23 protein-coding genes and 1 pseudogene are annotated in these 25996 nt (G+C 48.5%); 4 read left to right on the top strand and 20 right to left on the bottom strand.

The window, feature by feature from the left end:
- Positions 1–79 precede the first annotated feature (79 nt).
- The 18 genes and pseudogenes from DWZ76_RS04355 to DWZ76_RS04270 all read right to left on the bottom strand — a co-directional run bounded on the left by DWZ76_RS04355 (position 80) and on the right by DWZ76_RS04270 (position 18938).
- A pseudogene (locus DWZ76_RS04355) lies at positions 80–778 on the bottom strand (site-specific integrase).
- Between the two features lie 41 nt (positions 779–819).
- Positions 820–1155 (bottom strand): hypothetical protein, encoded by a 336-nt coding sequence (locus tag DWZ76_RS04350; RefSeq protein ID WP_243017771.1) that lies wholly within the window; start codon positions 1153–1155, stop codon positions 820–822.
- A 45-nt stretch (positions 1156–1200) separates the two neighbouring features.
- A complete protein-coding gene (locus DWZ76_RS04345) occupies positions 1201–1440 on the bottom strand; it encodes a hypothetical protein (RefSeq protein ID WP_005609451.1) in 240 nt (79 codons plus the stop codon).
- A 93-nt stretch (positions 1441–1533) separates the two neighbouring features.
- On the bottom strand, positions 1534–1905 hold the full coding sequence (locus DWZ76_RS15255) for a winged helix-turn-helix domain-containing protein (RefSeq protein ID WP_243017770.1): 372 nt from the start codon (positions 1903–1905) through the stop codon (positions 1534–1536).
- A gap of 372 nt (positions 1906–2277) precedes the next feature.
- Entirely contained in the window at positions 2278–2802 is a 525-nt protein-coding gene (locus DWZ76_RS04335; RefSeq protein WP_055176454.1) for a flavodoxin family protein, read from the bottom strand.
- Positions 2803–3103: 301 nt separating this feature from the next.
- On the bottom strand, positions 3104–5041 hold the full coding sequence (gene lysS, locus DWZ76_RS04330) for a lysine--tRNA ligase (RefSeq protein WP_118472011.1): 1938 nt from the start codon (positions 5039–5041) through the stop codon (positions 3104–3106).
- A 24-nt stretch (positions 5042–5065) separates the two neighbouring features.
- Positions 5066–5548, bottom strand: coding sequence for a transcription elongation factor GreA (gene greA / locus DWZ76_RS04325; protein WP_107001044.1), 483 nt, complete (start codon positions 5546–5548; stop codon positions 5066–5068).
- Between the two features lie 219 nt (positions 5549–5767).
- Positions 5768–6721: a tRNA dihydrouridine synthase DusB gene (gene dusB, locus DWZ76_RS04320; RefSeq protein WP_118471997.1), complete on the bottom strand. Its 954-nt coding sequence runs from the start codon at positions 6719–6721 to the stop codon at positions 5768–5770.
- Positions 6722–6728: 7 nt separating this feature from the next.
- Positions 6729–7127, bottom strand: a complete 399-nt coding sequence (locus DWZ76_RS04315) for a DUF6145 family protein (protein ID WP_022359305.1) — start codon at positions 7125–7127, stop codon at positions 6729–6731.
- 143 nt (positions 7128–7270) lie between these two features.
- On the bottom strand, positions 7271–8245 hold the full coding sequence (gene pfkA, locus DWZ76_RS04310; RefSeq protein ID WP_117795852.1) for a 6-phosphofructokinase: 975 nt from the start codon (positions 8243–8245) through the stop codon (positions 7271–7273).
- Between the two features lie 267 nt (positions 8246–8512).
- Complete coding sequence (locus tag DWZ76_RS04305; protein WP_118471996.1) at positions 8513–11989, bottom strand: DNA polymerase III subunit alpha; 3477 nt, start codon at positions 11987–11989, stop codon at positions 8513–8515.
- 132 nt (positions 11990–12121) lie between these two features.
- Positions 12122–12376, bottom strand: a complete 255-nt coding sequence (locus DWZ76_RS04300; protein WP_107001048.1) for an HPr family phosphocarrier protein — start codon at positions 12374–12376, stop codon at positions 12122–12124.
- 113 nt (positions 12377–12489) lie between these two features.
- On the bottom strand, positions 12490–13446 hold the full coding sequence (gene whiA / locus DWZ76_RS04295) for a DNA-binding protein WhiA (RefSeq protein ID WP_022359301.1): 957 nt from the start codon (positions 13444–13446) through the stop codon (positions 12490–12492).
- Between the two features lie 16 nt (positions 13447–13462).
- Positions 13463–14338 carry an RNase adapter RapZ gene (gene rapZ / locus DWZ76_RS04290; RefSeq protein ID WP_022359300.1) on the bottom strand — a complete coding sequence of 292 codons (876 nt, stop codon included), beginning with the start codon at positions 14336–14338 and terminating at the stop codon, positions 13463–13465.
- A gap of 38 nt (positions 14339–14376) precedes the next feature.
- Positions 14377–15291: a UDP-N-acetylmuramate dehydrogenase gene (murB, locus tag DWZ76_RS04285; protein ID WP_118471995.1), complete on the bottom strand. Its 915-nt coding sequence runs from the start codon at positions 15289–15291 to the stop codon at positions 14377–14379.
- Between the two features lie 96 nt (positions 15292–15387).
- Positions 15388–16314 carry an HPr(Ser) kinase/phosphatase gene (gene hprK / locus DWZ76_RS04280; RefSeq protein WP_022359298.1) on the bottom strand — a complete coding sequence of 309 codons (927 nt, stop codon included), beginning with the start codon at positions 16312–16314 and terminating at the stop codon, positions 15388–15390.
- 40 nt (positions 16315–16354) lie between these two features.
- On the bottom strand, positions 16355–18232 hold the full coding sequence (gene uvrC / locus DWZ76_RS04275; RefSeq protein WP_118467289.1) for an excinuclease ABC subunit UvrC: 1878 nt from the start codon (positions 18230–18232) through the stop codon (positions 16355–16357).
- A gap of 112 nt (positions 18233–18344) precedes the next feature.
- Positions 18345–18938: a DUF1653 domain-containing protein gene (locus DWZ76_RS04270; protein ID WP_118471994.1), complete on the bottom strand. Its 594-nt coding sequence runs from the start codon at positions 18936–18938 to the stop codon at positions 18345–18347.
- A 674-nt stretch (positions 18939–19612) separates the two neighbouring features.
- Between DWZ76_RS04270 and DWZ76_RS04260 the strand changes: the two genes are divergently transcribed.
- Positions 19613–21091, top strand: coding sequence for a DUF1846 domain-containing protein (locus tag DWZ76_RS04260; protein ID WP_022359314.1), 1479 nt, complete (start codon positions 19613–19615; stop codon positions 21089–21091).
- A gap of 138 nt (positions 21092–21229) precedes the next feature.
- Here DWZ76_RS04260 and ftsH read toward each other — a convergent pair whose 3' ends face one another.
- Positions 21230–23362, bottom strand: coding sequence for an ATP-dependent zinc metalloprotease FtsH (gene ftsH / locus DWZ76_RS04255; RefSeq protein WP_118471993.1), 2133 nt, complete (start codon positions 23360–23362; stop codon positions 21230–21232).
- 557 nt (positions 23363–23919) lie between these two features.
- Here ftsH and DWZ76_RS04250 point away from each other — a divergent pair.
- From DWZ76_RS04250 to DWZ76_RS04240, 3 genes are all read left to right on the top strand, one after another.
- Positions 23920–24423, top strand: a complete 504-nt coding sequence (locus tag DWZ76_RS04250) for a GNAT family N-acetyltransferase (RefSeq protein WP_107001054.1) — start codon at positions 23920–23922, stop codon at positions 24421–24423.
- A gap of 58 nt (positions 24424–24481) precedes the next feature.
- Entirely contained in the window at positions 24482–24721 is a 240-nt protein-coding gene (locus DWZ76_RS04245; RefSeq protein WP_107001055.1) for a hypothetical protein, read from the top strand.
- A gap of 562 nt (positions 24722–25283) precedes the next feature.
- Positions 25284–25847 carry a DNA-deoxyinosine glycosylase gene (locus DWZ76_RS04240; protein WP_118471992.1) on the top strand — a complete coding sequence of 188 codons (564 nt, stop codon included), beginning with the start codon at positions 25284–25286 and terminating at the stop codon, positions 25845–25847.
- Here DWZ76_RS04240 and DWZ76_RS04235 read toward each other — a convergent pair.
- Positions 25844–25990 carry a hypothetical protein gene (locus DWZ76_RS04235; RefSeq protein ID WP_243017769.1) on the bottom strand — a complete coding sequence of 49 codons (147 nt, stop codon included), beginning with the start codon at positions 25988–25990 and terminating at the stop codon, positions 25844–25846. The genes DWZ76_RS04240 and DWZ76_RS04235 overlap by 4 nt on opposite strands.
- Positions 25991–25996 lie beyond the last annotated feature (6 nt).

Raw genomic sequence — 25996 nt, 5'->3', positions numbered from 1 at the left:
ATTGTAAAATCATATCTGTTGTCAATTTGATCTCATTTGGTTATTTCTGTTGTCAGATGAAAGGGTTCATAAGCCCTTCTTAAAATACATCCATTGTTGCAGCCAAATGTTCAAATGTTTCCTGTTTTTTCTTCTCTGTCGCTTCTGCATAGATATCCACAGTGGTCTGAATATCCTTATGCCCCATGATCGACTGGATTATTTTCAGGTTCGTTTCTCTTTCACAAAGCCTTGTGCAAAATGTGTGTCTCAAGCTGTGCGCTGAAAAATCCGGCAAGAGCACCGGCTCCCGGTGCTCTTTTTTGCCTCTATTTCTTCTGTTGCGTTATAAGCAGATGAGATTCTCTTGATTGCCCGATTAACTGACTGGGCATTCATTATATTTCCATAACGGTTACAGAAAACAAAGCCTGTCATCCCATCAATCTCTGCATCTGTCCAGCCATTTTCTTTCTGCTCTTCCCAGATCATTTCAAAAGCATCTTTCACTGTATCCAACATGGGAATCGTACGCATTCCGGCTTCTGTTTTCGGCGTTGAAATGTGATTTTCCGATGCCCGGTCTTCTCCTACCGGATAATACGTTAGATTATATATCCAGACCGTCCATCTGATCTTTCATGAGCTGTGCTTCTTTTTCCCGAAGCGTTACAAGGTCTTGTGCATAAACATATTTACGTCTTCCGAGAGGATCCGTATAAGTATATACATATCTTCCGTCTGAACGTCTCTGTGATTCACCTTTTTGCATGAAAAAAGCAGCTAACCTATTTTTCATAGACTAACTGCTCGTATTTTAGTTCCATATTCAGTTTTATTCTACAAATCCGACAGTGAACTTCGGTCGTATGCGCCATTTTTCTTATCTTCCGGATGTGGTTCCAGTCCGATAATTGTAATATCTTTCTGGTCTGGTCCATAAACCCAGTACATTCTCATTGCGCCACTGGTTTTATTTTCCAGATATGATTGCCACACTTTCATTCCATAACGTCTGGATAATGGCTCTATTTCATGGGTTTGAAGACTCGGATAACCCGGATCAGCCGACAACAGCTTTAAAGCCTTTCCCCATTTTTTATACAACTGTTCTTCCTTCTTTTTTATATTACCGGAACGATATTTCTCCTGCAGATCTAACCAAAGTTCCTGCATTTCAGGAATTCCCATTCATATATTAAAATTCATCTCTTATTCCTTTTAAAAATCTGACAGGTCAATAGCCGGGGAAACATCGCCTCTCTTAAAGTTACTTACTGCACGATCCATATCTGCCAGAGTTCTGGCTGAAATGCTCTCTGGCACTGCCAGTTCCCGAGGTTCCAGAATAATGCAGCCATTTCCGTATTCTTTTACATTGTAATACTGATAAGCAGCTCCTCTGAGCGTAATTCTTTTTTTGTTATCCAGATGGGCAACATAATCTTTCATCGCTTCCATTACCAACACCTCCTACGCAAGCATTTGTGTGGGAAATCCCACCTCTTATTATTATAATACGCTTTTCTATATTATCTGTCAATCTACTTTTACTTACTCCTGATACTTGAAAGTATTCATGCACCGGCAGACAGACGGCAGGTGGCAGATGAGTCCGACATAACTAAGCTCTTTAATAGCAAAATTAAACTTAAAATCAAATTTTTTGTACTGATTTCCTGTTTTATTAGATGTATATAGTTTCTGTTCAAATTCAGCAATATGCTCATCTAACTCACTAATTCTGTCTCTAATTTCAGAACGCTCTAACTGTCCACCTGCTTCCTGAAAGACTTCACCCATTTGGAGAAAGGGGTATGAAATGCACACCCAAAATCGCTGCTTTTCAAAAAATTTTTCGAAATAAAAAAAGCCGCCTGCTCCGGTTAGGAAACAGACGACAAAACACGTTCTAAATGTATTCAATTTTCAATTTCTTTTTCTTTGCTTCAAGCACTTTACATAGAACATCATCTACTGCATCGGTGTATCGTCCCTGAGCTGCTAAATTGTTCTTCAGTGCAATGAGTGATTGTATCACTGGGCTTCGTTCTTCTTCATTTAAGTATCAGGTGTAAGCGGTAAGTTCTTCTCCGACCACTCCGAAACAAGCTCCGGGTGTACTTCTGCTAAACTGTTATTCATAGCCAAACCTCAACCTCCTTGTGCTTAGAGTATATGAAGTTTTGGCTTTATCTTGTAGTTTGCGAATATCCGTATAAATAGAAAAAACCCTTTGAGAAAAGGATTTCTCCTCTCTCAAAGGGCAAGTTGGCAAACTGGAATTTGGTGTGTGCTTTATAAATTTTTTCCGATCCACTCAAGTTCGTTCATGGAATCCTTATTTTTTTCAAGTTCATCTCTGGCTGTTGCGTAATATGATTTTTTGAAAAGCATATCCCATGAAAGATATTTTGCCATACAGTCAAACTGCTTATCAATCAGCTCATACTGGATACTGCCTACGGGAGAACCACCTACAACAATTGTGCCAACTTTTTTGTTTTTTAACTGCAATCCACGGCAGTAGCACTTATCAATGATAAGTTTCAATTGTGCTGACATTCCCCACCAATAAACTGGTGTAGCAAAAAGAATCATATCTGCGGCAGCAATTTTATCAATTGTAGAATTTGTATCATCCTTGTCGACGCATCCCTTAGAGCATTGACAGACACCACATCCCTTGCATGGTGCAATGTTGAGTTTGTCGGGTTCAATGATTTCAATTTTATTCTTTTCTGACGCTCCTTTTATAAATGCATTGATTGCTGCCAGCGTATTTCCTTTTCTGGCACTTCCATTAATGATTACAATTTTCATGCGTGTATCCTCCAACTTCCGATTTGTATTTCTGTTTGTTTTAAAAATGGGCAACTCCGATTGGAATTGCCCACTCATTGCACTAATTATGCGATTTTTTCTTGCTTGCACCGATTTCTGCATCAATTGATGTAAGTTTGATGTAAATCGCTGTTTTTTTAGTTTTTTATCAAATGAAGTACGTCCCGTCTATTCGGTAAAACGGTACATCTTTACATCACGTCGACTGGCGTCTCCGTGCGTTTTTCGCCTTATGTCGGTGTTCGCAAGCGCACACCGCCGCAAGGCTCAGTTTCTCATCTTAATAGAGCTTTGCACCTGCTGGAATGTGGTTATCAACCATCAGAAGATGAAGCTTTTCTTCGCCTTCTTCTTCGTGGATAGCACTGAGGAGCATACCGCAAGAGTCAATGCCCATCATAGCTCTCGGTGGAAGATTTGTGATAGCAATAAGAGTCTTTCCAACCAGTTCTTCCGGCTCATAAAAGCTATGAATACCGCTTAAAATGGTTCTGTCTGTGCCTGTTCCGTCATCAAGAGTAAACTGTAACAGCTTCTTTGACTTCGGTACTGCAACGCACTCTTTAACCTTTACTGCACGGAAATCTGACTTGCTGAATGTATCAAAATCAACCATTTCTTCAAACAATGGCTCGACTTTTACCTTAGAAAAATCAATCTTTTCAACCGGTTTTTCAGCCTCTGCCGGAGCTGCTTCGGAAGTCTTGGAAGCTTTCTTATCAGCGTCTAATGACTTCATCGTCGGGAACAGCAGTACGTCACGGATTGCCTGAGAATCGGTCAACAGCATAACCAGACGGTCGATACCGTATCCGATACCACCTGTCGGCGGCATACCGATCTCCAGTGCGTTCAGGAAGTCTTCATCCGTATGATTTGCTTCCTCATCGCCAGCAGCAAAAGCCTCTTCCTGTGCTTTGAAACGTTCTCTCTGATCGATCGGATCATTTAACTCAGAGTATGCGTTACACATCTCGCGGCCGTAGATATACATCTCGAAGCGCTCAACCAGCTCCGGATTGGACGGTTTTCTCTTGGTCAGCGGAGATACCTCAACCGGGTGATCCATAACGAAGGTCGGCTGAATCATCTTCTCCTCGCAGAACTCCTCAAAGAACAGGTTGATGATATCACCCTTCTTATGGCGCTCCTCAAATACAACATTGTGCTCTCTTGCGATTGCCTTTGCTTCCTCGTCAGTTTTAACAGTGTTGAAATCAACGCCGGAGTATTTCTTAACTGCATCGATCATGGTGATGCGCTCGAACGGCTTGGACATATCAATCACAGTGCCGTTATAGCTGATGACAGAGCTTCCGCAGACTTTCTCAGCCAGGTAGCGGAACATACTCTCGGTCAGTTCCATCATGCCCTCGTAGTCGGTGTATGCCTGATACAGCTCCATCAGGGTAAATTCCGGGTTGTGACGGGTATCAACACCCTCGTTACGGAATACACGGCCAATCTCGTAAACACGCTCTAAGCCGCCTACGATCAGTCTCTTTAAGTAGAGTTCCAGAGAAATACGCAGTTTTACATCTTCATCCAGAGCATTATAATGGGTCTCAAACGGACGTGCAGCCGCACCGCCGGCATTAGCTACCAGCATCGGGGTCTCCACTTCCATAAATCCGCGTCCATCCAGGAAATTGCGGATCTCCTTGAGGATCTGAGAACGTTTTACAAAGGTGTCTTTTACTTCCGGATTCATGATGAGATCCACATATCTCTGACGATAACGGATATCCGTGTTGGTCAGTCCGTGAAATTTCTCCGGCAGAATCTGCAGACTCTTGGACAGCAGTACGATGGACTCTGCGTGAACGGAGATCTCTCCCATCTTGGTGCGGAATACGGTACCTTTGATTCCGACAATATCACCGATATCCATCTTCTTGAAATCTTTATAAGCCTCTTCGCCTACGCTGTCTCTGGCAACATAAGACTGGATATTGCCCTTTAAATCCTGCACATTGCAGAAAGATGCCTTACCCATCACACGTTTGGACATCATACGTCCTGCGATCGTAACCTCTTTGCCATCCATCTGCTCAAAGTTATCCTTGATCTCGCTGCTGTGTGCAGTTACATCAAATTTTGTAATCTGGAACGGATCCTTTCCGTTGTCCTGAAGGTCTTTCAGTTTCTCGCGGCGCACCTTTAATAACTGATTTAAGTCCTTCTCCTCGTTCTTATTCTGCTGATTCTGCTCTGCCACTTTCTCTTTCACTCCTTCGTCTCTTTATGATACTCGCTGGATGTCCAGGATCTTGTACTGGATAACGCCCGCCTGTGTCTCTACGTCTACGGTCTCGCCAGCTTTCTTGCCAAGCAGGGCACGACCAACCGGAGACTCGTTGGAGATCTTACCATCTAAGCTGTTTGCCTCGGTGGAACCTACGATCTTAAATTCCATCTCTTCATCCTCTTCGACATCCAGTACCTTTACCTGGCATCCGATGCTGATCTTATCCAGATCGATCTCATCCTCAACAACAACCTCTGCGTTTTTCAACAGTTTCTCAAGGTCTACGATTCTTGCCTCGATGTCTCTCTGTTCATCTTTTGCTGCATCATACTCAGCGTTCTCAGACAGGTCGCCCTGCTCTCTCGCCTCTTTGATCTTCTGTGCAATCTCCTGGCGTTTATTTACTTTCAGATCATGAAGTTCATCTTCATACTTTTTCAGTCCTGTGTAAGTTAAAATGTTCTTCTTTTCTGCCATGACAGCTATCCTTCCTTCTATCGATTCATCATTGAATCCCCTAATAATTGCATCGCACTATTATACATGATTCTTGGTGTAATGTCAAGAATCACAAAGTGCCATAATGGCTTTAAAAACAAGGGAAAATCCTACATTTTCGTGCTTTTTCTGTGCCTTCCGATTTCGTCCACCCATGTAACACAACCATCGTTTTGATTCCACACATTCATCCTTCTCTTAAATTCTCTCATCCACCAGCCGTTCCAGCTCCTCCAGCGTCTCCACCTGGTTTATATCATTGCGAAGCGCCGACGAATGTGGAAATCCTGCCGTATACCATGCCACGTGCTTACGCATCTCCCGCATTGCGATCTCCTCGCCGCGAAATTCCGTCTGAAGCGTCCCATGGCGGACAATCATCCTCTTTACTTCCTCTGCAGTCGGCGGCGGCAGAAGTTCTCCGGTTTCCAGATAGTGGAGAATCCGTTTAAACAACCATGGATTTCCTTTCGCGCCGCGCGCCACCATGATGCCGTCGCAGCCGGTTTCTTCCTTCATTCTCTTGGCATCTTCCGGTGTAAATACATCACCGTTTCCCCAGACCGGGATTGAAACCGCCTCTTTGACCTGACGGATAATGTCCCAGTCCGCCTTTCCGGAATAATACTGCTCTCTCGTCCGTCCATGCACGGCTACCGCCGCCACGCCGCAGCTCTCTGCCATCTTCGCAAACTCAACCGCATTGATATTCGAATCATTAAATCCCTTGCGGAATTTAACCGTAACCGGTTTATGAAGTTTCTTTACCATCGCCGTCAAAATCTGCTCTGCCAGCTTCGGATCCTTCATCAGTGCCGAACCTTCGCCGTTGTTGACAATCTTTGGCACCGGACAACCCATGTTGACGTCGATGATGGCATACGGTCCTTCCTCCAGCTGCAGCGCCATCTCGCTCATAATCTCCGGATCTGAGCCAAACAGCTGCACCGCAACCGGCTCTTCTTCCGACCGCGTCTCCAATAACGGCTTCGTATTGCGGTTCTTGTAAAGAAGCGCCTTCGCGCTGACCATCTCCGTGTACATCAAACCACATCCCTGCTCCTTACAGAGCAGACGGAACGGCAGATCCGTTACCCCTGCCATCGGTGCAAGAGCGATTGCATTTTTTAATTCTACGTTTCCAATCTTCATTTTATTTCTAATCTTCCTGATACCGTTCCATCTGCTCGTCGTCTAACAGTTCGTCCGCCGGGATTCCCAGCACCTTCACCTTATAATACAGCTCCAGCGATTCCAGCAGCTCACGCTTCTCCGCCTGATACTGCTTGATTTTAAGCGCGCTTCCGATCTCGTCAAAGAGGTAATCATTCTCCTCCGCCTCAACCTTAAACTGCAGTCTGCCATCCGGCATAAACTCCAGCAAAATAATACCGCCGATGTCCTCTGTGTACATGACACACATGATCTGCAATTCCTGCTTAATTGACTCCGGCAGCCCCGAAAACTGCTCATTCAGATAATATTTTTCCACATACGAATTCGCACCGCAGAGTACGGTGGAGTCCCCATCTGTATTGGGATTCTGCATTTCTGCCATTTTCTTGCACCTCCATCTGTTTCATTTTCCATTGCCCACAAACAGGGCTGACGCACGAACGGAGAGCAGGCTCTCCCTTTATCCCTGAGAAGCCTGTTCTCCGTTCATATGCCAGCCCATCTCACAAGCAGCCATCAAATTCCTTAACGAATCAGCAGCTTACTAATCTCATACTGATCTTCCGGAATATCCTTCTTCATATTCAGCGCCTCCTGAATATCAAAATCCAGAAACTCGCCGTGCTTATACGCTACCACGCGGTTGGTCTTTCCTTCTTCCAGCAGCTCCACCGCCTTGGCGCCCATGATGGACGCATAGACGCGGTCTTTACAGGTCGGCGCGCCGCCTCGCTGCATATAACCAAGGATCGTCGCACGTGTCTCGATGCCGGTTGCCGCCTCGATTCGCTTCGCCATCGACGCGGAATGTCCGATGCCCTCGGCATTAATGATAATATGATGTCTCTTGCCGCGTTTCCGGTTATCGATGATGCGGTTGATCAGCATCTGCTCATTGCCATCGTACCGCTCCGGAAGCAGAATATCCTCGGCGCCGTTAGCGATACCGCACCACAGGGCGATATATCCCGCGTGGCGTCCCATAACCTCGATGATACTGCAGCGCTCATGGGAGGTGGAAGTATCTCTTACCTTATCGATCGCCTCCATCGCCGTGTTGATCGCGGTATCAAACCCGATCGTATAATCGGTGCAGGCAATATCCAGATCGATCGTGCCCGGAAGACCTACCGTATTGATTCCCAGCGCGGATAACTTTCCGGCGCCGCGGTAGGAACCATCGCCGCCGATGACGACCAGACCGTCAATGTTGTGCTTGCGGCAGATTTCTGCGCCGCGCTTCTGACCTTCCTCGGTCATAAATTCCGGACAGCGGGCTGTGTATAAGATCGTACCGCCACGGCCAATCGTATCTGCCACGCTGGTTCCGTCCATGTCCACAATCTCTTCCTGCAAAAGTCCAGCGTAACCACGCATGATACCTTTTACCTTCATGCCCTTGTTGATCGCCGTCCGGACCACCGCACGGATCGCTGCATTCATACCCGGCGCATCGCCGCCGCTTGTCAGTACACCAATCGTTTTAACCTCTTTTGCCATCGCTTATTCCTCCGTCCTAAGGCTTTCCGCTTCACATCCCCAACCGTGAACCAGCCGTTTTATTTTCGAATCTTTTGACCCTTCTGATACCAAATTGTTCTGCACTGCGTGCTACCACAATTTTCAAACAATTTTATTGTAATTCATTTTATAGGTCATTTCAAGATTTTTTATGATATTTTTTTAACATGTCGCCAAAGCGTGTTACTGTTCACACATACGTGCCCAGTTACCAAAGCTTTCAATGTCCAATGCAAATTTTAACACTTATGAAGAAATCTTCCCCAGCGGCTTCTCCACCACCTTGACGTTCTTCTCGCCCAGCATCTCGCTGAGCGTCGTCACCAGCGCCTCGCCTGCCCGCACATTCCAGTTGCGCGGCAGAACCTTTTTCGCGCGCTCGCGTCCCAGGTAAATGATCACGGTGTCATTTCCATCGCTTGTTTTCAGGAGGTCGAGAAGTTCTTTTTCGCCCGCCAGATACGCGTCCTTGTCCGCATACTGAATCCACAGCTCGCGCGGCACCCGCGAAAATGGGATAATCTGCTCGCAGATCAGTTTTCCGACCGGCTCATCGCCGACCGATGCGCGCCCGCGGATAAAGACTTTTTCATCCTTGATCAGCATATCGCGCCGTTTTTCATAATCCTTCGGGAATACCAGCACTTCCACACTTCCCGCCAGATCTTCCACCGTCAGGAACGCCATCATCTTGTTATTCCGGGTCGTCTTAACCGTTTTCTCGGTGATCATTCCGCCGATCGTCACATACGCGCCGTCGTGAATCACCGCCGAACCTGTCTCCTCATCCACAACAAAATCGGAGCTCTTCGCCGTCACATTTTTCTCCCAGGTGCCGATATATTCCTCCAGCGGATGCCCGCTGACGTAGACGCCCAGCATTTCTTTCTCGTATGCCAGATATTCTTCCCTCGAATACTCTCCGACATTCGGAAATGTGATCTGAAAACTCTTCTTGTCCTCTTCCGCTGCAAAATCAAAGAGTGACATCTGCCCTTCCATCGTATTTTTCTTCTCTTTATTCTTCTGATCGACCATCGAGCCGCAGACCATACATTTCTGCTTGCGGGTTCCCGGCAGCCCGTCCATCGCACCGGATTTGATAAAGCTTTCCAATGTGCGCTTATTGACCTCCCTGCCCGACATCCGGTCAATGAAATCTTCCAGCGATCGGAATTTTCCATGTTCGGTCCGCTCCCGCACGATCTCATCCACCACCGACTGACCGATACTCTTGATCGCCGATAAACCATAGCGGATCGCGCCGTCCGAAACAGAGAAGCCGCCCTCGCCCTCATTGATATCCGGCGGCATGATCTTCATACCCATCTGACGGCAGCTCATGATATATTCCGATACCTTCGTAACATTATCCTTGACCGAGGTCATCAGCGCCGCCATGAATTCGACCGGATGGTAATATTTCAGATATGCCGTCTGGTAGGAGACAACCGCATACGCCGCCGCGTGCGACTTGTTGAAGGCGTATTTCGCAAAATCGATCATCTCATCGTAAATATGGTTCGCCGTCTTCTCGTCGATCCCATTCGCAATACAGCCCTTTACGCCCTCTTGTGCATTGCCGTAGACAAAATTCTGGCGTTCTTTCTCCATGACTGCCGCTTTTTTCTTTGCCATCGCACGGCGCACCAGGTCGCTTCGTCCCCAGGTATAGCCAGCCAGATCGCGCACGATCTGCATAACCTGCTCCTGATAGACGATACAGCCATAGGTCGGCGCCAGAATCGGTTCTAACTGCGGGCACTCATAGACAATCGAAGCCTTGTCATTTTTGCCTTTCAGATAACGTGGAATGAAATCCATCGGACCCGGACGATACAGGGAAATACCGGCGATCAGATCCTCCAGGTTTTCCGGCTTTAACTCTTTCATGAATCCTTTCATGCCGGAACTCTCCAGCTGGAACACACCGTCATTTTTGCCGGTTCCAATCGAATCCAGCACCTTTTTATCGTTGTAATCGATCTTATCTATATCAAGCGGTTTTCCGGTCGTTTTCTCCACCAGGCGAACCGCATTCTGGATAACCGTCAGGGTTCTAAGACCCAGGAAATCCATTTTCAGAAGTCCCAGCTCTTCCAGCGTCGTCATCGTAAACTGGGTCGTGATCGAACCGTCAGATGCCCTGGACAACGGCACATACTCATCGACCGCCGCACGGCTGATGACAACGCCCGCCGCATGCATGGAGGTATGTCTCGGCAGCCCCTCCAGACGTTTACTCATGTCGATCAGATATTTGACCGAATCATCCGACTCATACGCCTCACGCAGATCCGGACTGGCTTTGAGCGCCTTGTCTAGCGTCATGCCGAGATCACCCGGAATCATTTTTGCGATCGCATCACACTGTGCATACGGCATATCGAGCGCGCGCCCCACGTCGCGGACAACACCCTTTGCCGCCAGCGTACCAAAGGTAACAATCTGCACGACGCGGTCTTTTCCGTATTTCCGCACGACATAGTCGATAACCTCCTGACGCCGTTCGAAACAGAAATCGACGTCGATATCGGGCATGGAAACTCGTTCCGGGTTCAGGAAACGTTCGAAAATCAGCTGATAGCGGATCGGGTCGATGTCCGTGATCTCCAGACTGTACGCGACGATACTGCCCGCCGCCGAACCACGTCCCGGACCGACCATGATACCGTTTGATTTTGCAAAATGGATAAAATCCCACACAATCAGAAAATAATCGACATATCCCATCGAATGGATAACATCCAGCTCATACCTCAGGCGCTCCCGCAGCGTCCCATCGTCGTTCGGGTAGCGCTTGTGAAAGCCCTCCCCGCAGAGCTTCTGCAGATATTCCCAGGACGTATATCCGTCCGGGACATCATACTGCGGCAGCTTCGTCACGCCAAACTCGATCTCGACATTGCACCTCTCGGCGATCTTGTGCGTGTTGTCAAGTGCTTCCTGGGCATACGGAAACAGCGCACGCATCTCCTCCTCGGATTTGACATAGAACTGCCCGCCCTCATAGCGCATCCGGTTCTCGTCCGTGACTTTTTTGCCCGTCTGGATACAGAGCAAAATATCGTGCGATTCCACATCTTCTTTATAAATATAGTGGCAGTCGTTCGTCGCCACCAGCGGAATCTGCAGTTCCTGACTCATCCGCATCAAGCCCTGGTTGACCGTCCGCTGCGCCGGGATGCCGTGATCCTGCAATTCCAGAAAGAAATTGTCCGGTCCAAAGATATCGCGGTATTTCTGCGCCGACTTGCACGCTTCCTCATACATGCCTCTCGACAAATACCTCGGGATCTCGCCCGCCAGACACGCGCTGAGTGCAATAATGCCTTCATGGTAGGTTCTCAGCACCTCGTCATCCACACGCGGTTTATAATAAAATCCCTCGACAAAGCCCTTGGAGACGATCTTCATCAGATTCTGATAGCCGGTATTATTTTCCGCCAGCAGAATCATATGATAATAGCGATCCTCGCCGCTTCCCGCCTCCCGGTCAAAACGCGATCCGGGCGCCACATAGATCTCACAGCCGATGATCGGCTTGATCCCATTTTCTCTGGCTGCCCGGTAAAAATCGATCACGCCGTACATGACGCCGTGGTCGGTAATCGCCAGACTGTCCATCCCCAGTTCCTTCGCCCGGGCGGTCAGTTCTTTTATTTTACTCGATGCGTCAAGCAGACTGTACTCTGTATGCACATGCAGATGTGTAAATGCCACCTTTTTCCTCCCATTCAGATCTTTTAAGGGACTGCCGTTTCCCGCGAAACGACACCCCCTCATCTATCAAAGCTCTTGTTTAACTGTTACGTCCCCTGTCTCTTTCCGAAAAACGGTCAGAAATCTGGATTTCTACTGATTGCTCAGATATTTCTCAATTCCCTCGATCGCACTCTCCTCGTCGCTGCCATCAGCCGTTACCTTTACGTGCGCGCCCTCTGCCAGTCCCAGCGTCATCATGCCCATGATGCTCTTTGCATTGACGCGTTTTTCTTCACTTTCCACATAGATGCTGCTCTCATACTGGCTTGCCACCTGCACCAGCATCGCCGCAGGACGTGCCTCCAGACCTGAACTCAAACCAATTCTGATTTCCTTACTTGTCATAATATCCTCCTCATCGAGCCCCGCTCGAAAAAAACGGCAAAATCCGCTGCCACTACTGTATCGCACGGAATTTTCCATCCGGGAAATTCCTGCCTGTGAACAATAACCTAACTTTACTCGCCCCGCTCTTCGCGGAGGCTTTCAGCTACTGCACTTATCTTTCTGAGCCTGTGATTGACTCCCGATTTTCCAACTGGATGGCTCAGATTCTCCCCCAATTCCTTCAAGGTCGCATCCGGCATCTCCAGACGAACCTGTGCTACCTCTGAAAGAAGCTCCGGCAAGTAATCCAGCCCGACCGTATCACGGATGTATGTGATGTCCGCAAGCTGCTTGACTGCCGCCGAAACAGTCTTATTGATATTGGCAGTCTCGCAGTTGACCTGACGGTTGACGCTGTTTCGCATTTCTTTCAGGATCCGGATATTTTCCAGCTCCATCAATGCCACATGCGCTTCCATCAGTCCCAGAAGTTCCACAATCTGACTGCCTTCTTTTATATATACCACATAATACTTCTTTCTGACAACTATTTTCGCATCGATGTCGAATGTCAGAATCACATTCTGAAGCTGCACCGCCTTTTCAAGCGACGCGCATACGATCTCAAAATGATAAAATTTCTCCGGATCGCTTAAGGATCCGGCTGCCAGAAAAGCGCCCCGGATAAATGCCTTCTTGCAGCACGCATTCTGAATCACCAGATTCCGCACCACCGAAAGGTTTTCCCCGACATTTCCCTGCGCATCCACCATCTTGACCGCCTCCAGCACCCGGAGTGCATTTTCGTGATCGCGCACCAGAAGCGTATAAGAACGGCTCTTTTTTAAAAATGCATTGCGCCGGATCGAAATGTCCGCCTTAATATTAAATGTATTTTTCAATAATGTAAAGTATTTTCGTGCAACCGCTACGTTTTCCGTGTGGATCCGTATACTGAAATGATCCTCTTCATCGATATGAATCTTGCCGCAAAGGCTCAAAATCGCCGCCAGCTCTGCAATCTGGCAGTGCCTCGCCTTGCTCAGCTGATGCGACAGCTCTTCCTTTACCCGGGCTGAAAATGACAAAGTCCTCTACCTCCGTTTACCCTTTTGTCCGGTTATCCATCTCTATGTCCCGATGTTCCAGTTTAAGCCCTATTTCCGAGTGCTCCTTGAGGCGCTCATAGAGCCGGTTCGCCACCGTAACTGAACGGTGCTTTCCACCGGTACATCCTACGGCTATGACAAGCTGATTCTTTCCTTCTTTTACATAGTACGGAAACAGGAAGTCAATCATGTCATAGAGTTTATCCAAAAATACGTCTGCCGTCCCGCCGCGGCGCACAAAATCCTGCACCGCCTTCTCATTGCCGGTATGGCTTCTTAAATTCTCATCATAATAAGGATTCGGCAGAAAACGGACGTCAAACACGAGATCCGCGTCCGACGGAATCCCATATTTAAAGCCAAAGCTTAAGATCGTCACAAAGAGGCTGGAAAAGCGCTCGCGCCCCATGAAAATCCGTTCCAGTTCCGCCTTGAGCTCCCGCGTCAGAAGCGTGCTGGTGTCCAGAATATAGTCCGCCCGCTTTTTCAGGAAATCGAGTTTCAGGCGCTCTTTCGCAATACCGCGGTCCAGCCGCTCTTTTCCTGCCAGCGGATGGGAACGGCGCGTTTCCTTATATCGCTTGATCAGCACCTCATCGCTGGCATCCAGAAACAGGATCTCATACGGGAACTGGATGTTATTCCAATCATTCAGCGTTCCCTCCAGCTGTGCCAGCTCGTCGCCGCTGCGGACATCGATTCCCAACGCTGCACAGCTTACCTCCCCGCTGCTGCTCTGCACCAGCTCCGCAAATTTTCCCACCAGCGGGATCGGGAGATTGTCAACACAGTAAAATCCCATGTCCTCCAGCATTTTCAGTGCCGCCGTCTTTCCGGCTCCCGACATACCGGTTACGATCACAAGCCGCATATTGTTCCTCCCTTTTCCATACTCTATATATCTATATCTTAAAAGCCCAGCATCTTTACTTCCGTCTCCAGTTTCACCCCAAACTGCTCATACACGCGCTTCTGCACCGTCCCACACAGCCCCGCGATGTCCGAAGCCGTCGCATGGTCGCGGTTGATAACGAAACCACAGTGTTTCTCCGACACCTGTGCGCCGCCCTCCTGATAGCCGCGAAGTCCGGCATCTTCGATCAATTTTCCGGCGAAATAGCCCTCAGGGCGCTTAAAGGTGCTTCCGGCACTCGGATATTCCAGCGGCTGTTTTTCCCGCCGTTTGGCTGCCAGTTCATCCATCCGCACCCGGATCGCTTCCGGATCACCTTTCTCCAGACGGATCCGCGCCGATAAAACGATATATCCGCGCTCCGGGATGCAGCTGTGGCGGTAACCCAGATCCAGTTCTTCCGTTTTAAGCTCTTTTACCTCGCCGTCCGGCGTCATCACGCGCACAGATTCCAGCACATCCTTTAATTCTCCGCCGTAAGCGCCCGCATTCATGACCGCCGCGCCGCCCACGGTTCCAGGAATCCCGGCTGCAAACTCAAATCCGGTCATTCCATCTTTCTGCGCCTCCCTGGCGGCACGCGAAAGCAGCACACCGGCGCCCAGCTCATAGACGCCCGGTTCGCTCTCCGGACGAACCACCTCTGTAAACTGGCTTCCCAGAAGGATCATCACGCCCGGATAGCCCGCATCACTGACAAGCAGATTGCTTCCATTTCCTAATATGTAATACGCTTTCTCTGCCTCCCGGCACGCCGCCAGCACTGCCGCCAGCTCTTTTTCGCCCTCCGGGGTCACAAAATAGCGGGCTGGTCCACCAGCCCGAAAGGTCGTATGTGCGCTCATCGGCTCCTGCTCCCGCACGGAAGCAGCGCCGATGGCATCACAAAGTTTCTGATAAAAATTAGACATATCTATTTTCCTTTATTCATTTCATAACGGCTCCATCCCTTGCAAGTCTGGATTTCCGCACTAAATCACACGAATCCGACTGCGTGAAGCGTTCCATCAATCTCTTCTTGCCAGATTCGCCTGTACCCGCTTGTACAGTTCTTTCGCCGCATTATATCCCATCTTCTTGGTACGATAGTTGACTGCCGCCGACTCTACGATGATTGCCAGGTTACGTCCCGGACGGATCGGGATTGAATGGCATACAATCTTGTTGCCAAGGAACTCGGTATACTGATCTTCCATGCCAAGGCGGTCATACTCCTTGTCCTTATCCCACTCTTCCAGCTTGATTACCATGTCAATCGACTGTGTATCCTTTACGCTCTCTACACCGAACAGCGTCTTGACATCGATAATGCCGATACCGCGAAGCTCGATGAAATGACGGGTAATATCCGGTGCCGAACCGATCAGGGTTTCATCGCTGACGCGGCGGATCTCGACCACATCATCGCTGACGAGACGGTGACCGCGCTTAATCAGTTCCAGCGCTGCCTCACTCTTGCCGATACCGCTCTCGCCCATAATCAGAACACCCTCGCCAAATACATCGACCAGTACGCCGTGAATGCTGATCATCGGCGCCATCTTGACGTTCAGCCAGCGGATGATCTCCGCCATCAGATCCGAAGTCGTCTTCTCCGATACCATGCACGGAACCCCATAATGGTTACACAGCTCCAGCACTTCCTCCTCCGGTGCCATGCCGCGGCTATATACCAGACATGGTATACCCGAAGACAGCAGTTTGTCAAACATTTCCCGGCGGCGCTGCGGAGTCAGGGTCGAGATGTACGCATTTTCCACATAACCGATGATCTGCACACGGTCCTTGTCAAAATGGTCGAAAAATCCAGTCAGCTGCAATGCCGGACGGTTCACATCCGCATGCACCAGCATAACATTGTCCGTCTCCAGCTCCGGCGTCATATTGCGAAGCCCCATCTTATCGATCAGTTCTGTTATCGTCACTCCACCCATACTTTTGTCTCCTTTTATTTTTACTATTGTCTACATCCTATCACATCTTCCCCTGCTTGTCATCACGGAAAAATATATAGACTGCCTCGGCGGCTGCCCGGTTCATCTGTGGCGCAGCTTCCAGCTCCTCCACGCTCGCCTCCCGGACTGCTTCGATCGTCTTGAACGTCCGCATCAGAGACTTACGGCGCGCTGGTCCGATGCCCTTGATATCATCCAGCACGGAGCGCACCTGCTCCTTGCCCCTAAGACTCCGGTGGTACTCGATCGCAAACCGGTGCGCCTCGTCCTGAATCCGGGTGATCAGCTGAAATCCTTCCGAATGGCGATCGATTGGAATTTCCACATTCTGATAATACAATCCCCTCGTCCGGTGGTTATCATCCTTTACCATGCCACAGACCGGGATTTCCAGCTGAAGCTCTCTTAATACCTCCAGCGCGATATTAACCTGTCCGCGTCCGCCATCCATCATCAGCAGATCTGGAAAACGCGTAAAACTTCCCATCGCCAGATCGCCGCCCTCGGCTTGCAGTTTCTTCGTCTCCTCCAGGCCATGTGAAAACCGCCGCAGCAGCACCTCGCGCATCGAAGCGTAGTCGTTCGGTCCCTGCACCGTCCGGATGCGAAATTTGCGGTAATCATTGCGTTTCGGACGTCCATTTTCGTAGACAATCATCGAACCGACCGACTCAAAACCGCTGATATTGGAAATATCGTAGGCTTCTACCCGCTTGATTCCCGAAAGTCCGATCCACGATCCAATCTGGTTCATCGCCCCGATCGTCCGAAGTTCCTCGCGCTTGATCTTCTCCTTATCCTGGGAGAGCACCATCTTCGCATTCTTCTCCGCCAGCTCGACCAGCCGCTCTTTCTCGCCCATCTTTGGCACGACAAAGCGCACCTTCTGTCCCCGGCGCGCCGTCAGGAAGCTGGCGATAACCTCCGCGTCCTCTAACTCCTCCTGCACCCAGATCTCATGCGGCACAAACGGCGTTCCCGCGTAAAACTGTTTGACGAAGCTGTTTAAAATTTCTGCCTTGCTCTCCGAGCCGGTCAGATTCATATGGAAATGTTCCCGCCCAATAAGCTTGCCATCGCGCACGAAAAACACCTGCACAACCGCATCGCGCTCATCCTTCGCCATCGCGATAATATCCCGATCTTCCATGCTCTGGCTCGTAATCTTCTGCTTCTGCGCCACCTTTCTGACACTTTCAAGCAGATCCCGATACTCAATCGCCTTCTCAAACTCCATCGTCTCGGACGCCGTCCTCATCTTTTCTTCCAGATATTTCATGACCGGCTCATACTGTCCATTTAAAAAACCGACCGCCTGCTTCACCGATTTCTGATAATCTGCCTGTGAAATATACCCCTGACATGGCGCGTCGCACTGGTGAATATGGTAATAGAGGCACGGACGGTCCTTTCCCATATCCTGCGGCAGCTTCCGGCTGCACGCCCGGATCCGGTATATCTTCCGAATCAGCTCGATTGTGTCTTTGACTGCTCCCGCGCTCGTAAAAGGACCAAAATACTTATTTTTATCCTTTTTCATCTGGCGTGAAAACAAGATCCGCGGGTACTCCTCCGAAGCCGTCACCTTGATGTACGGGTACGTCTTGTCATCCTTGAGCATCGTATTGTAGCGTGGGCGGTGCTCTTTGATCAGGTTGCACTCCAGCACCAGCGCTTCCAGCTCCGAATCCGTCACGATGTACTCAAAACGTGCTATCTTCGAGACCATCTGCTTGATCTTCGCCGTCTTATCCCGGCTGCTCTGGAAATATTGGCGGACTCGGTTTTTTAGGCTGATCGCCTTGCCGACATAGATGATCGCGTCCTTCGCATCGTGCATAATATAAACACCCGGCTGCCCCGGCAGTTTTTTCAGTTCTTCTTCTATTTGAAACATCTCAAACCATCCTGTTTTCTAATCTGCTGCCACCACGTTTTCTTACGGCACTTTCGGTTCCAAAAGTGCCTACCCGTGAACAGTTACCCAGACTCTTCTGCCAGACAGCCGCTCATTTTCCATACCGCAGGCGCGGTGCATCGTACCTCTGCTGCATCCGGATGCACTGACGGATCGCGTCAAGCTCTTCCTCCACGCTTCCACCGACCGGATTCATATCCAGACAGAAGCAGAGACTGTCGAGATCCCGCTTGGCCACCTTGCCGCTCATTCTCTGGAGTACTTCCAGCCTGCCCTCGGTCGTTTCCTGATCTAGAAACTCTGCCACAAGCGGATGCAGCTCCGGTTCCTCCTGCGGTATGTCCCAGGAATGAGTGGCTGCGTCAGACATTTTCGAACGGCGAACACCTTCATTTACGACATGAGTCGTTCTGGTTGTCCTTATTTCCTGCTGTTTCGAATTTTCCCACGGACCCGCCGCAATCCGCTCAAACCGGTATCTCTGCGCCGCCTCCGGATATTTTACCCGATCTACCTCTTCCATAAACATAGAAAGCGGTCTAACCCAGACGCCATATTCTCCATAGAGCGCCTGATAGACAACCATCTTTTCCCCCGTTTCCGAGTGGGTCGCCACCGCCAGAATCTGATATTCTTTATTTTTAAAATGCCGGTACCGCTCGCCCGGCTTTGGAATTTCCCGCATGAATGCTGATACCTCCTTAAAACATCTCGCTAAGTGTTCACATTATATCACGATTCGCCGTTCGCCTTAAATCTGCAAGCAGCTTTCTGGCTCACTTGCGCTCATTATATCATAAGAACGTATTCTCACCCGTCCACTCACGAACCCGCGCTATCGCGCTCCACCGCCCTGCTTCGCATGGCTGTTCGTTCGTTAATGGCGCAAGAAAAGAATATGTCTGCTTCGCAGCCGCATTCTTTTCTTCTGCGCTCATTATATCACATTTTGTATGCCCTTTTCTGTTTTTTATCAATTTACATCCAGATTTTCTTTCCTCCATCCCCATCGCCTGTACACAAAAATTTTCGCCAGAAAATATTACATTTCCGAAAACCAAATCCGTCATTTTTCCGATTTTAAAATTTTTTTATTTTTCCTCTACTCAAATAGACTTTTTTGTAGGATAATAGTACTAATTGTGATTCTTTGCGGTCTGCTGTGCTGCGTTCATTTCACACAAAGAGCATCGACATAAACAACTGCGAATGGCAGTCTGTGCCGGACATGGACTGTGACCTGGCGGCGCAATCATCCATACAAACATATGATTTTCATCCCACCAGATGGAAACCGGCATCTGCCCCCACCGCGATACCGGTATTCTGTGCGGGACGAAACTAAGAACGGAGGATTAGATGAAAATCGGTTTTGACAACAACAAATACCTGAAAATGCAGTCGGAACATATCCGTGAGCGTATCAACCAGTTCGGTGATAAGCTCTACCTCGAATTTGGCGGAAAACTGTTCGATGACTACCACGCATCCCGGGTTCTTCCGGGCTTTGCACCTGACAGCAAGCTGCGGATGCTTCTGCAGTTAGCGGATCAGGCGGAGATCGTCATCGTCATCAGTGCTGCGGATATCGAGAAAAACAAAGTACGTTCCGACCTCGGCATTACTTACGACGTAGACGTACTCCGTCTGATTCAATCCTTTACCGACAAGGGACTCTATGTTGGAAGCGTTGTAATCACCCACTATTCCGGGCAGAACACTGCGGATGTCTTCAAACACAAGCTCGAATCCATGGGCATCAAGGTTTACCGCCACTACACCATCGACGGTTATCCGGGCAATGTTCCGCTGATCGTCAGCGATGAAGGTTATGGTAAAAATGATTACATTGAAACCAAACGTCCACTCGTTGTTGTCACCGCGCCGGGACCGGGAAGCGGAAAAATGGCAACCTGCCTTTCCCAGCTCTACCACGAGAACAAACGCGGCGTCAAGGCTGGATATGCCAAATTTGAGACCTTCCCGATCTGGAATATCCCGTTAAAGCACCCGGTCAACCTGGCATACGAGGCAGCGACCGCTGACTTAAACGATGTCAACATGATCGATCCGTTCCATCTGGAGGCTTATGGTGTGACAACGGTCAACTACAACCGTGACATCGAGATTTTCCCGGTTCTGAGCGCTATTTTCGAGGGAATCTACGGCGAGAACCCGTACAAATCCCCGACTGATATGGGCGTCAACATGGCAGGAAACTGCATCATTGACGACGAAGCCTGCTGCGAGGCATCCCGTCAGGAAATCCTGCGCCGCTACTATCAGGCATTAAACCGCGTTGTCAAAGAGGATGTCGGCAAAGAGGAAGTTTATAAGATCGAACTTCTGATGAAGCAGGCAAAACTGACCACCGATATGCGCAAGGTTGTTCCGGCTGCCCTGAAACGCGCCGAAGAAACCGGTGCTCCGGCTGCTGCCATCGAACTTCCGGACGGAACCATCGCTACCGGAAAGACAACCAACCTGCTCGGCGCTTCCGCTGCCCTGCTTCTGAATGCTGTCAAGGTACTTGGCAATATTCCGCACGATGAGCACCTGATCTCCCCGATCGCGATCGAGCCGATCCAGAAGCTGAAAGTCGAGTACCTCGGAAGCCGCAACCCGCGTCTCCACACCGATGAAGTTCTGATCGCACTGTCCATGTGCGCCGCTACCAACAAACACGCGCAGATCGCCCTGGAACAGCTCGAAAAACTGCGCGGCTGCCAGGTTCACACCTCCGTCATGCTGTCGGAGGTTGATATCAAGACCTTCAAACGTCTCGGCATCGAACTGACCTCCGAGCCGGTATATGAGCACAACCGCCTGTACCAGTAATTGATATAATCCTATATAAATAACGGCTGTATCTCAGCAAAACAGAACTCATAGATTTTTCAATATATGGATTCACATTGCTGAAATACAGCCGTTCTATTTACTGTATAAATATTTCTTTTATGCTATACATCACTTTTATTTCCGGTCGAACGAGCTTCCACCGCGCATCTCATCCTCATTTGGACTCTCTGATGCTACAGCTTCTGCCGATTCCGGTGTTTCGTCTGCCGGTGCTTCATCCGCCGGTTTTCCTTCCAGCTTCTGCTGGTTCTGTGAGTTTTCCGCGTTCGTTTCCTCCGCAGTCTTTACCGGCTGCACCTCATCGCCTGTCTTCTCAGCCTCCGGCATCTCAATCCGGTCCTCGCCTTCCTGTTTCTTTTCCTCCAGCTCCGGAATTCCCTTTACCTCATGGAAAATCTTCATGAACTCTTTACCGGTGATCGTCTCTTTCTCAATCAGGAACGCCGCAATCTTATCAAGCGCCTCGCGGTTTTCACTCAGCAGGCGTTTTGCCTCCTCATAAGAAACCTTCAGAATATGCATGACTTCCTTGTCAATCTCTGCCGCTGTCATATCACTGCAATTCAGGACGGTTCTCCCGTTCAGGTACTGATTTTCCTGGCTTTCCAGTCCCATCAGACCGAACTTCTTGGACATACCGTACTGGGTTACCATCGCACGCGCGATCCGGGTTGCTTTTTCAATATCATTTGACGCACCTGTCGTTACCGTATCAAAAACGATCTCCTCAGCCGCACGTCCGCCTAAAAATCCGACCAGCATCGCGCGGATTTCCTTCTCAGTATTTAAGTACTTCTCTTCCTCCGGCACCTGCATGACATAGCCGAGCGCACCCATGGTACGCGGCACAATCGTGATCTTCTGTACCGGCTCCGAATCCTTCTGCAGGGCGCTGACCAGCGCATGACCAACCTCATGATACGAAACAATCCGGCGCTCTTCCTGGCTCAGGATGCGGTCTTTCTTCTCTTTGCCAACCAGAACCAGCTCAACTGCCTCAAATAAATCCTTCTGGGAAACGGCTTTCCTGCCATTCTTAACGGCTGTGATCGCCGCCTCGTTCATCATATTGGCAAGATCCGCACCTACAGCGCCAGATGTAGCCAGCGCGATCTCCTCGAAATCAACCGTCTCATCCAGTTTTACATCCTTGGAATGTACCTTTAAAATCTGCACACGCCCCTTTAAATCCGGCTTATCCACGATAATTCGGCGGTCAAAACGTCCCGGACGAAGCAGCGCCGGATCCAGAATCTCCGGGCGGTTCGTCGCCGCCATGACTAAAAGACCCTTGGAGGAATCAAATCCATCCATCTCCGAAAGGAGCTGGTTTAACGTCTGCTCACGTTCATCGTTGCCGCCCAGACGGGAATCACGGCTTTTACCGATCGCATCCACCTCATCGATGAAAATGATACACGGAGCCGACTGCTGCGCCTGCTTGAACAGGTCACGCACACGGGATGCGCCGACGCCGACAAACATTTCCACAAAATCTGAACCGGACAGAGAGAAAAACGGAACCTTCGCCTCTCCAGCTACTGCCTTGGCAAGAAGTGTTTTACCGGTTCCTGGCGGTCCGACTAACAACGCACCCTTCGGCAGTTTCGCACCAATCTTCGTATATTTTCCCGGGTTATGCAGGAAATCAACAATCTCCGTCAGAGACTCCTTCGCCTCATCCTCGCCTGCCACATCCTTGAACGTAACGCCGGTCTCTTTCTGTACATATACTTTGGCATTGCTCTTGCCGACACCCATTATGCCGCCTCCGCCGCCCATGCGCTTCATCATCATATTGAAAATGACGAACATCGCTGCAATCGGAAGCACCCACTCGAGCAGAAGCATGATAATACTGCCTGTCGCGTCCACTTCTGCCTGTTCATAGGTCGTAACACCAGCTTCATCCAGCTTCTTTTCCAAATCCGGATCGTTGATCGGAATCGTGTAGTACTCCATTCCTACCAGATTTCCGTATTTTCCCTGGCTGCCGCCATATTTCTTCGAATCTTCCTTCGGCGTGATCTGAATCTTTCCATTGCCAATCACAACCGATTCTACCTCGTGATCCTTAAGCATCTGATTAAACTCGCTGTATGGCATCTTGTGCGTGCGACTGCCCTGCCAGAGGTTGTGCATCATCGCCACGCAGAGAAGCGTAAACAGCATCGTCATGATCAGCACTGCATAATTCTGACCGCGGGGATTTTTTCCATTTTTATTCTGGTTTCCCTTATTATCCATACACTTTCTCCATTCTGTGTCACTGTACATCCGGAATCTGCCACATCAGGTTACTAAAAAGCCCTCTAAATCTGCCGCATCTGCTTCTCATCCGGCTTCATGCCCGCTTTTCTTCCCCGTCAGCGCGCAAATTTCTGCGTACTCTTATCCATTATAGTGGCAGATTGCCTATAAATCAAGAAGTGAAAATATTAAAAACTTGTGAACTCCTTATAAAATATAGGTGTTTTCTCTGCATATATGAAATGCCATCAAAACTATCCGCTGTGTATCTCTTCCCGATACAGTTACCTCGTCACAGTTATTCGAAAAATTGCTTTTTAAAAAGTCCCTATTTACATTTGTGTGTCTGATGTATCAACAGTATAATGATACATTTCACGAATTGCGTATGCAATTAGAAAATCAAGTAGTCCAAATTCCATAAAATGAAATTTTAGGGCAAATTACAGACATTGGCTTGGCTGTAGTATTTTTAAACAACGTGTGTTAGACTACTGTTATACAAATCGGGATTGACCGAACTCTTTGAGAAAAATAGGAGGAAGCAGCTTTTTATGTTGTACTTAAAATCAGCTAATTTGGAAGATATTGAAAAGGAATACGAATTTATTACTAATACCCCTTCCAATGAAAATGGATTTACGAATTTTGCGTCTGGATGTTCAAGAAAGGAATTTGAAATAAAAATATTGCCTGGTTATATTAATGCTGAAAAGGGAATTGATCTGGCTGATGGATGGGTTCCAGAAACGGATTTTTTCTTATGGGATGATGAGAAAATAGTAGGATTATTTCGCGTGCGTCATTACCTTACTCCTGCACTTGCAAACGGAGGAGGCCATATAGGATATGGAATAAAGAAAGAATTCAGAGGCAAGGGATACGCCTCGGAAGGGTTGAGATTGACAATCGAAAAAGCCTGGCACATTATTAAAGAAGACGAAATATATATGTCTGTTCATAGGGATAATATGGCATCTTTGCGTGTGCAGATTAAAAATGGGGCCTATATTCATCACCAAGATGAAAAAGAGTTTTATACCAGAATAAAACGATAAATTCCCGTTTATTGGGAAGTCACAGAGAACGAAAAATCGGAATTTGGAGGTGATTTAAATGGAAAACAAAATTGTAGGTGCTATTTTCTGTTTCATGTCAGCAGTTTTAATTTCTGCACGATATATTTCTGCTGCGATATTTATGAGTGGAGTAGCTTCGTGGAATGCCACTTTATTTGCAGCAGGTCTTGAATATGTAGGTCCTTTTTTAGCAATAGCGGCTGGTATTGCGTTTATTATTGGAATCCTGTTTCTGGGATATGGGCTGTATCAGGATATTAAAAAGATAAAGAAGTAGAACAATTCCAGTTTGTCAATTACAGGTGACATTGAAAGAGTCAGCCCATTCAAGGTGCTGGCTCTTTCAAAAATTCCATTCTAATAAATTGCATGATAACTTAGAGTAAAAATGAATACCCATTAGCCGGAAATGAATAGAAAACGAATAAAAGTGTGGTGTTTCGTATAATTATGAGTTAGTATGCATCAGACACACTTTTGTAAAAAGGGAGTTTCAAAAAAACATTCTATCATTTTTGATCTATGATATAATGTGAACACTTGACGAGGTATTTTCGAGTCTAGTGAGAACATATACCTGACCACTTAATGAGGTGTTTCACGAATTTAGTGGTCATGGTATAATAAGCGCAGAAGAAAAGAATGCGGCTGTAAAGCAGACATATTCTTTTCTTGCGCCACTAACGAACGAACCGTCCTGCGAAGCAGGGCGGTAGAGCGCGATAGCGCGGGTTCGTGAGTATCATGTCCATGTACCAAATGAAGCCAGATCAAAGTCGAAAATTGATTTCGTATTTATTATAATTGACAACAATAATCCGCAAAAAGGAGATTCCACCATGCCATCCCACATCATCCACCCAATCCCACCTGTTTTTGACGCCGACTCCCGCATCCTAATCCTCGGTTCCTTTCCGTCAGTCAAATCCCGAGAAAGCTGTTTTTTCTACGGGCACCCGCAGAATCGTTTCTGGAAGCTCTTAGCGCGCCTGCGAAAGGAAGACGTTCCATCCTCCATCGAGGAAAAGAAGGAATTTCTGCTGCGGAACCACATCGCCGTCTGGGACACCATCCATAGCTGTTCCATCGAAGGATCCAGCGACAGTTCCATCCGCGATGTTGTTCCAAACGACCTCGCCTCTATCCTGGATCACGCTTCCATCCAGGCGATTTACACAAACGGCGGGCTGTCCGGAAAAATGTACGACCGCTTCTGCCGTAAACAGACTGGCATTGAGGCAATCAAACTGCCGTCCACCAGCCCTGCCAACGCTGCCTGGAACCTCGACCGGCTGACAGATGCCTGGAAATGTATCAACCAGATCCTGGGGAAACCCGGATCTGAAACAAAAAGCACTGTTTCCGAAGACAATGCACACGGGGCAAAAACACGCTGCATCTAAACAAATACCATCTGCACCAGAATCATATAAAATACAGTCCCTGCCGGCCAATGGCGCTTCTGTCCGATCCACTGTTCCGTAAAAATCATTACAAACAGTGCCGTCAGTGCAAAGTCCAGCCCTTTCGTATTAAATGTAATCACATTTGA

Origin of the sequence: Clostridium sp. AF35-15, from assembly GCF_003477745.1 — a bacterium.
Classification (GTDB): Bacteria; Bacillota; Clostridia; order Lachnospirales; family Lachnospiraceae; genus Otoolea; species Otoolea fessa.
The sequence above is the reverse complement of the archived record's forward strand: the minus strand, read 5'-3'. Positions and strand labels throughout refer to the sequence as shown.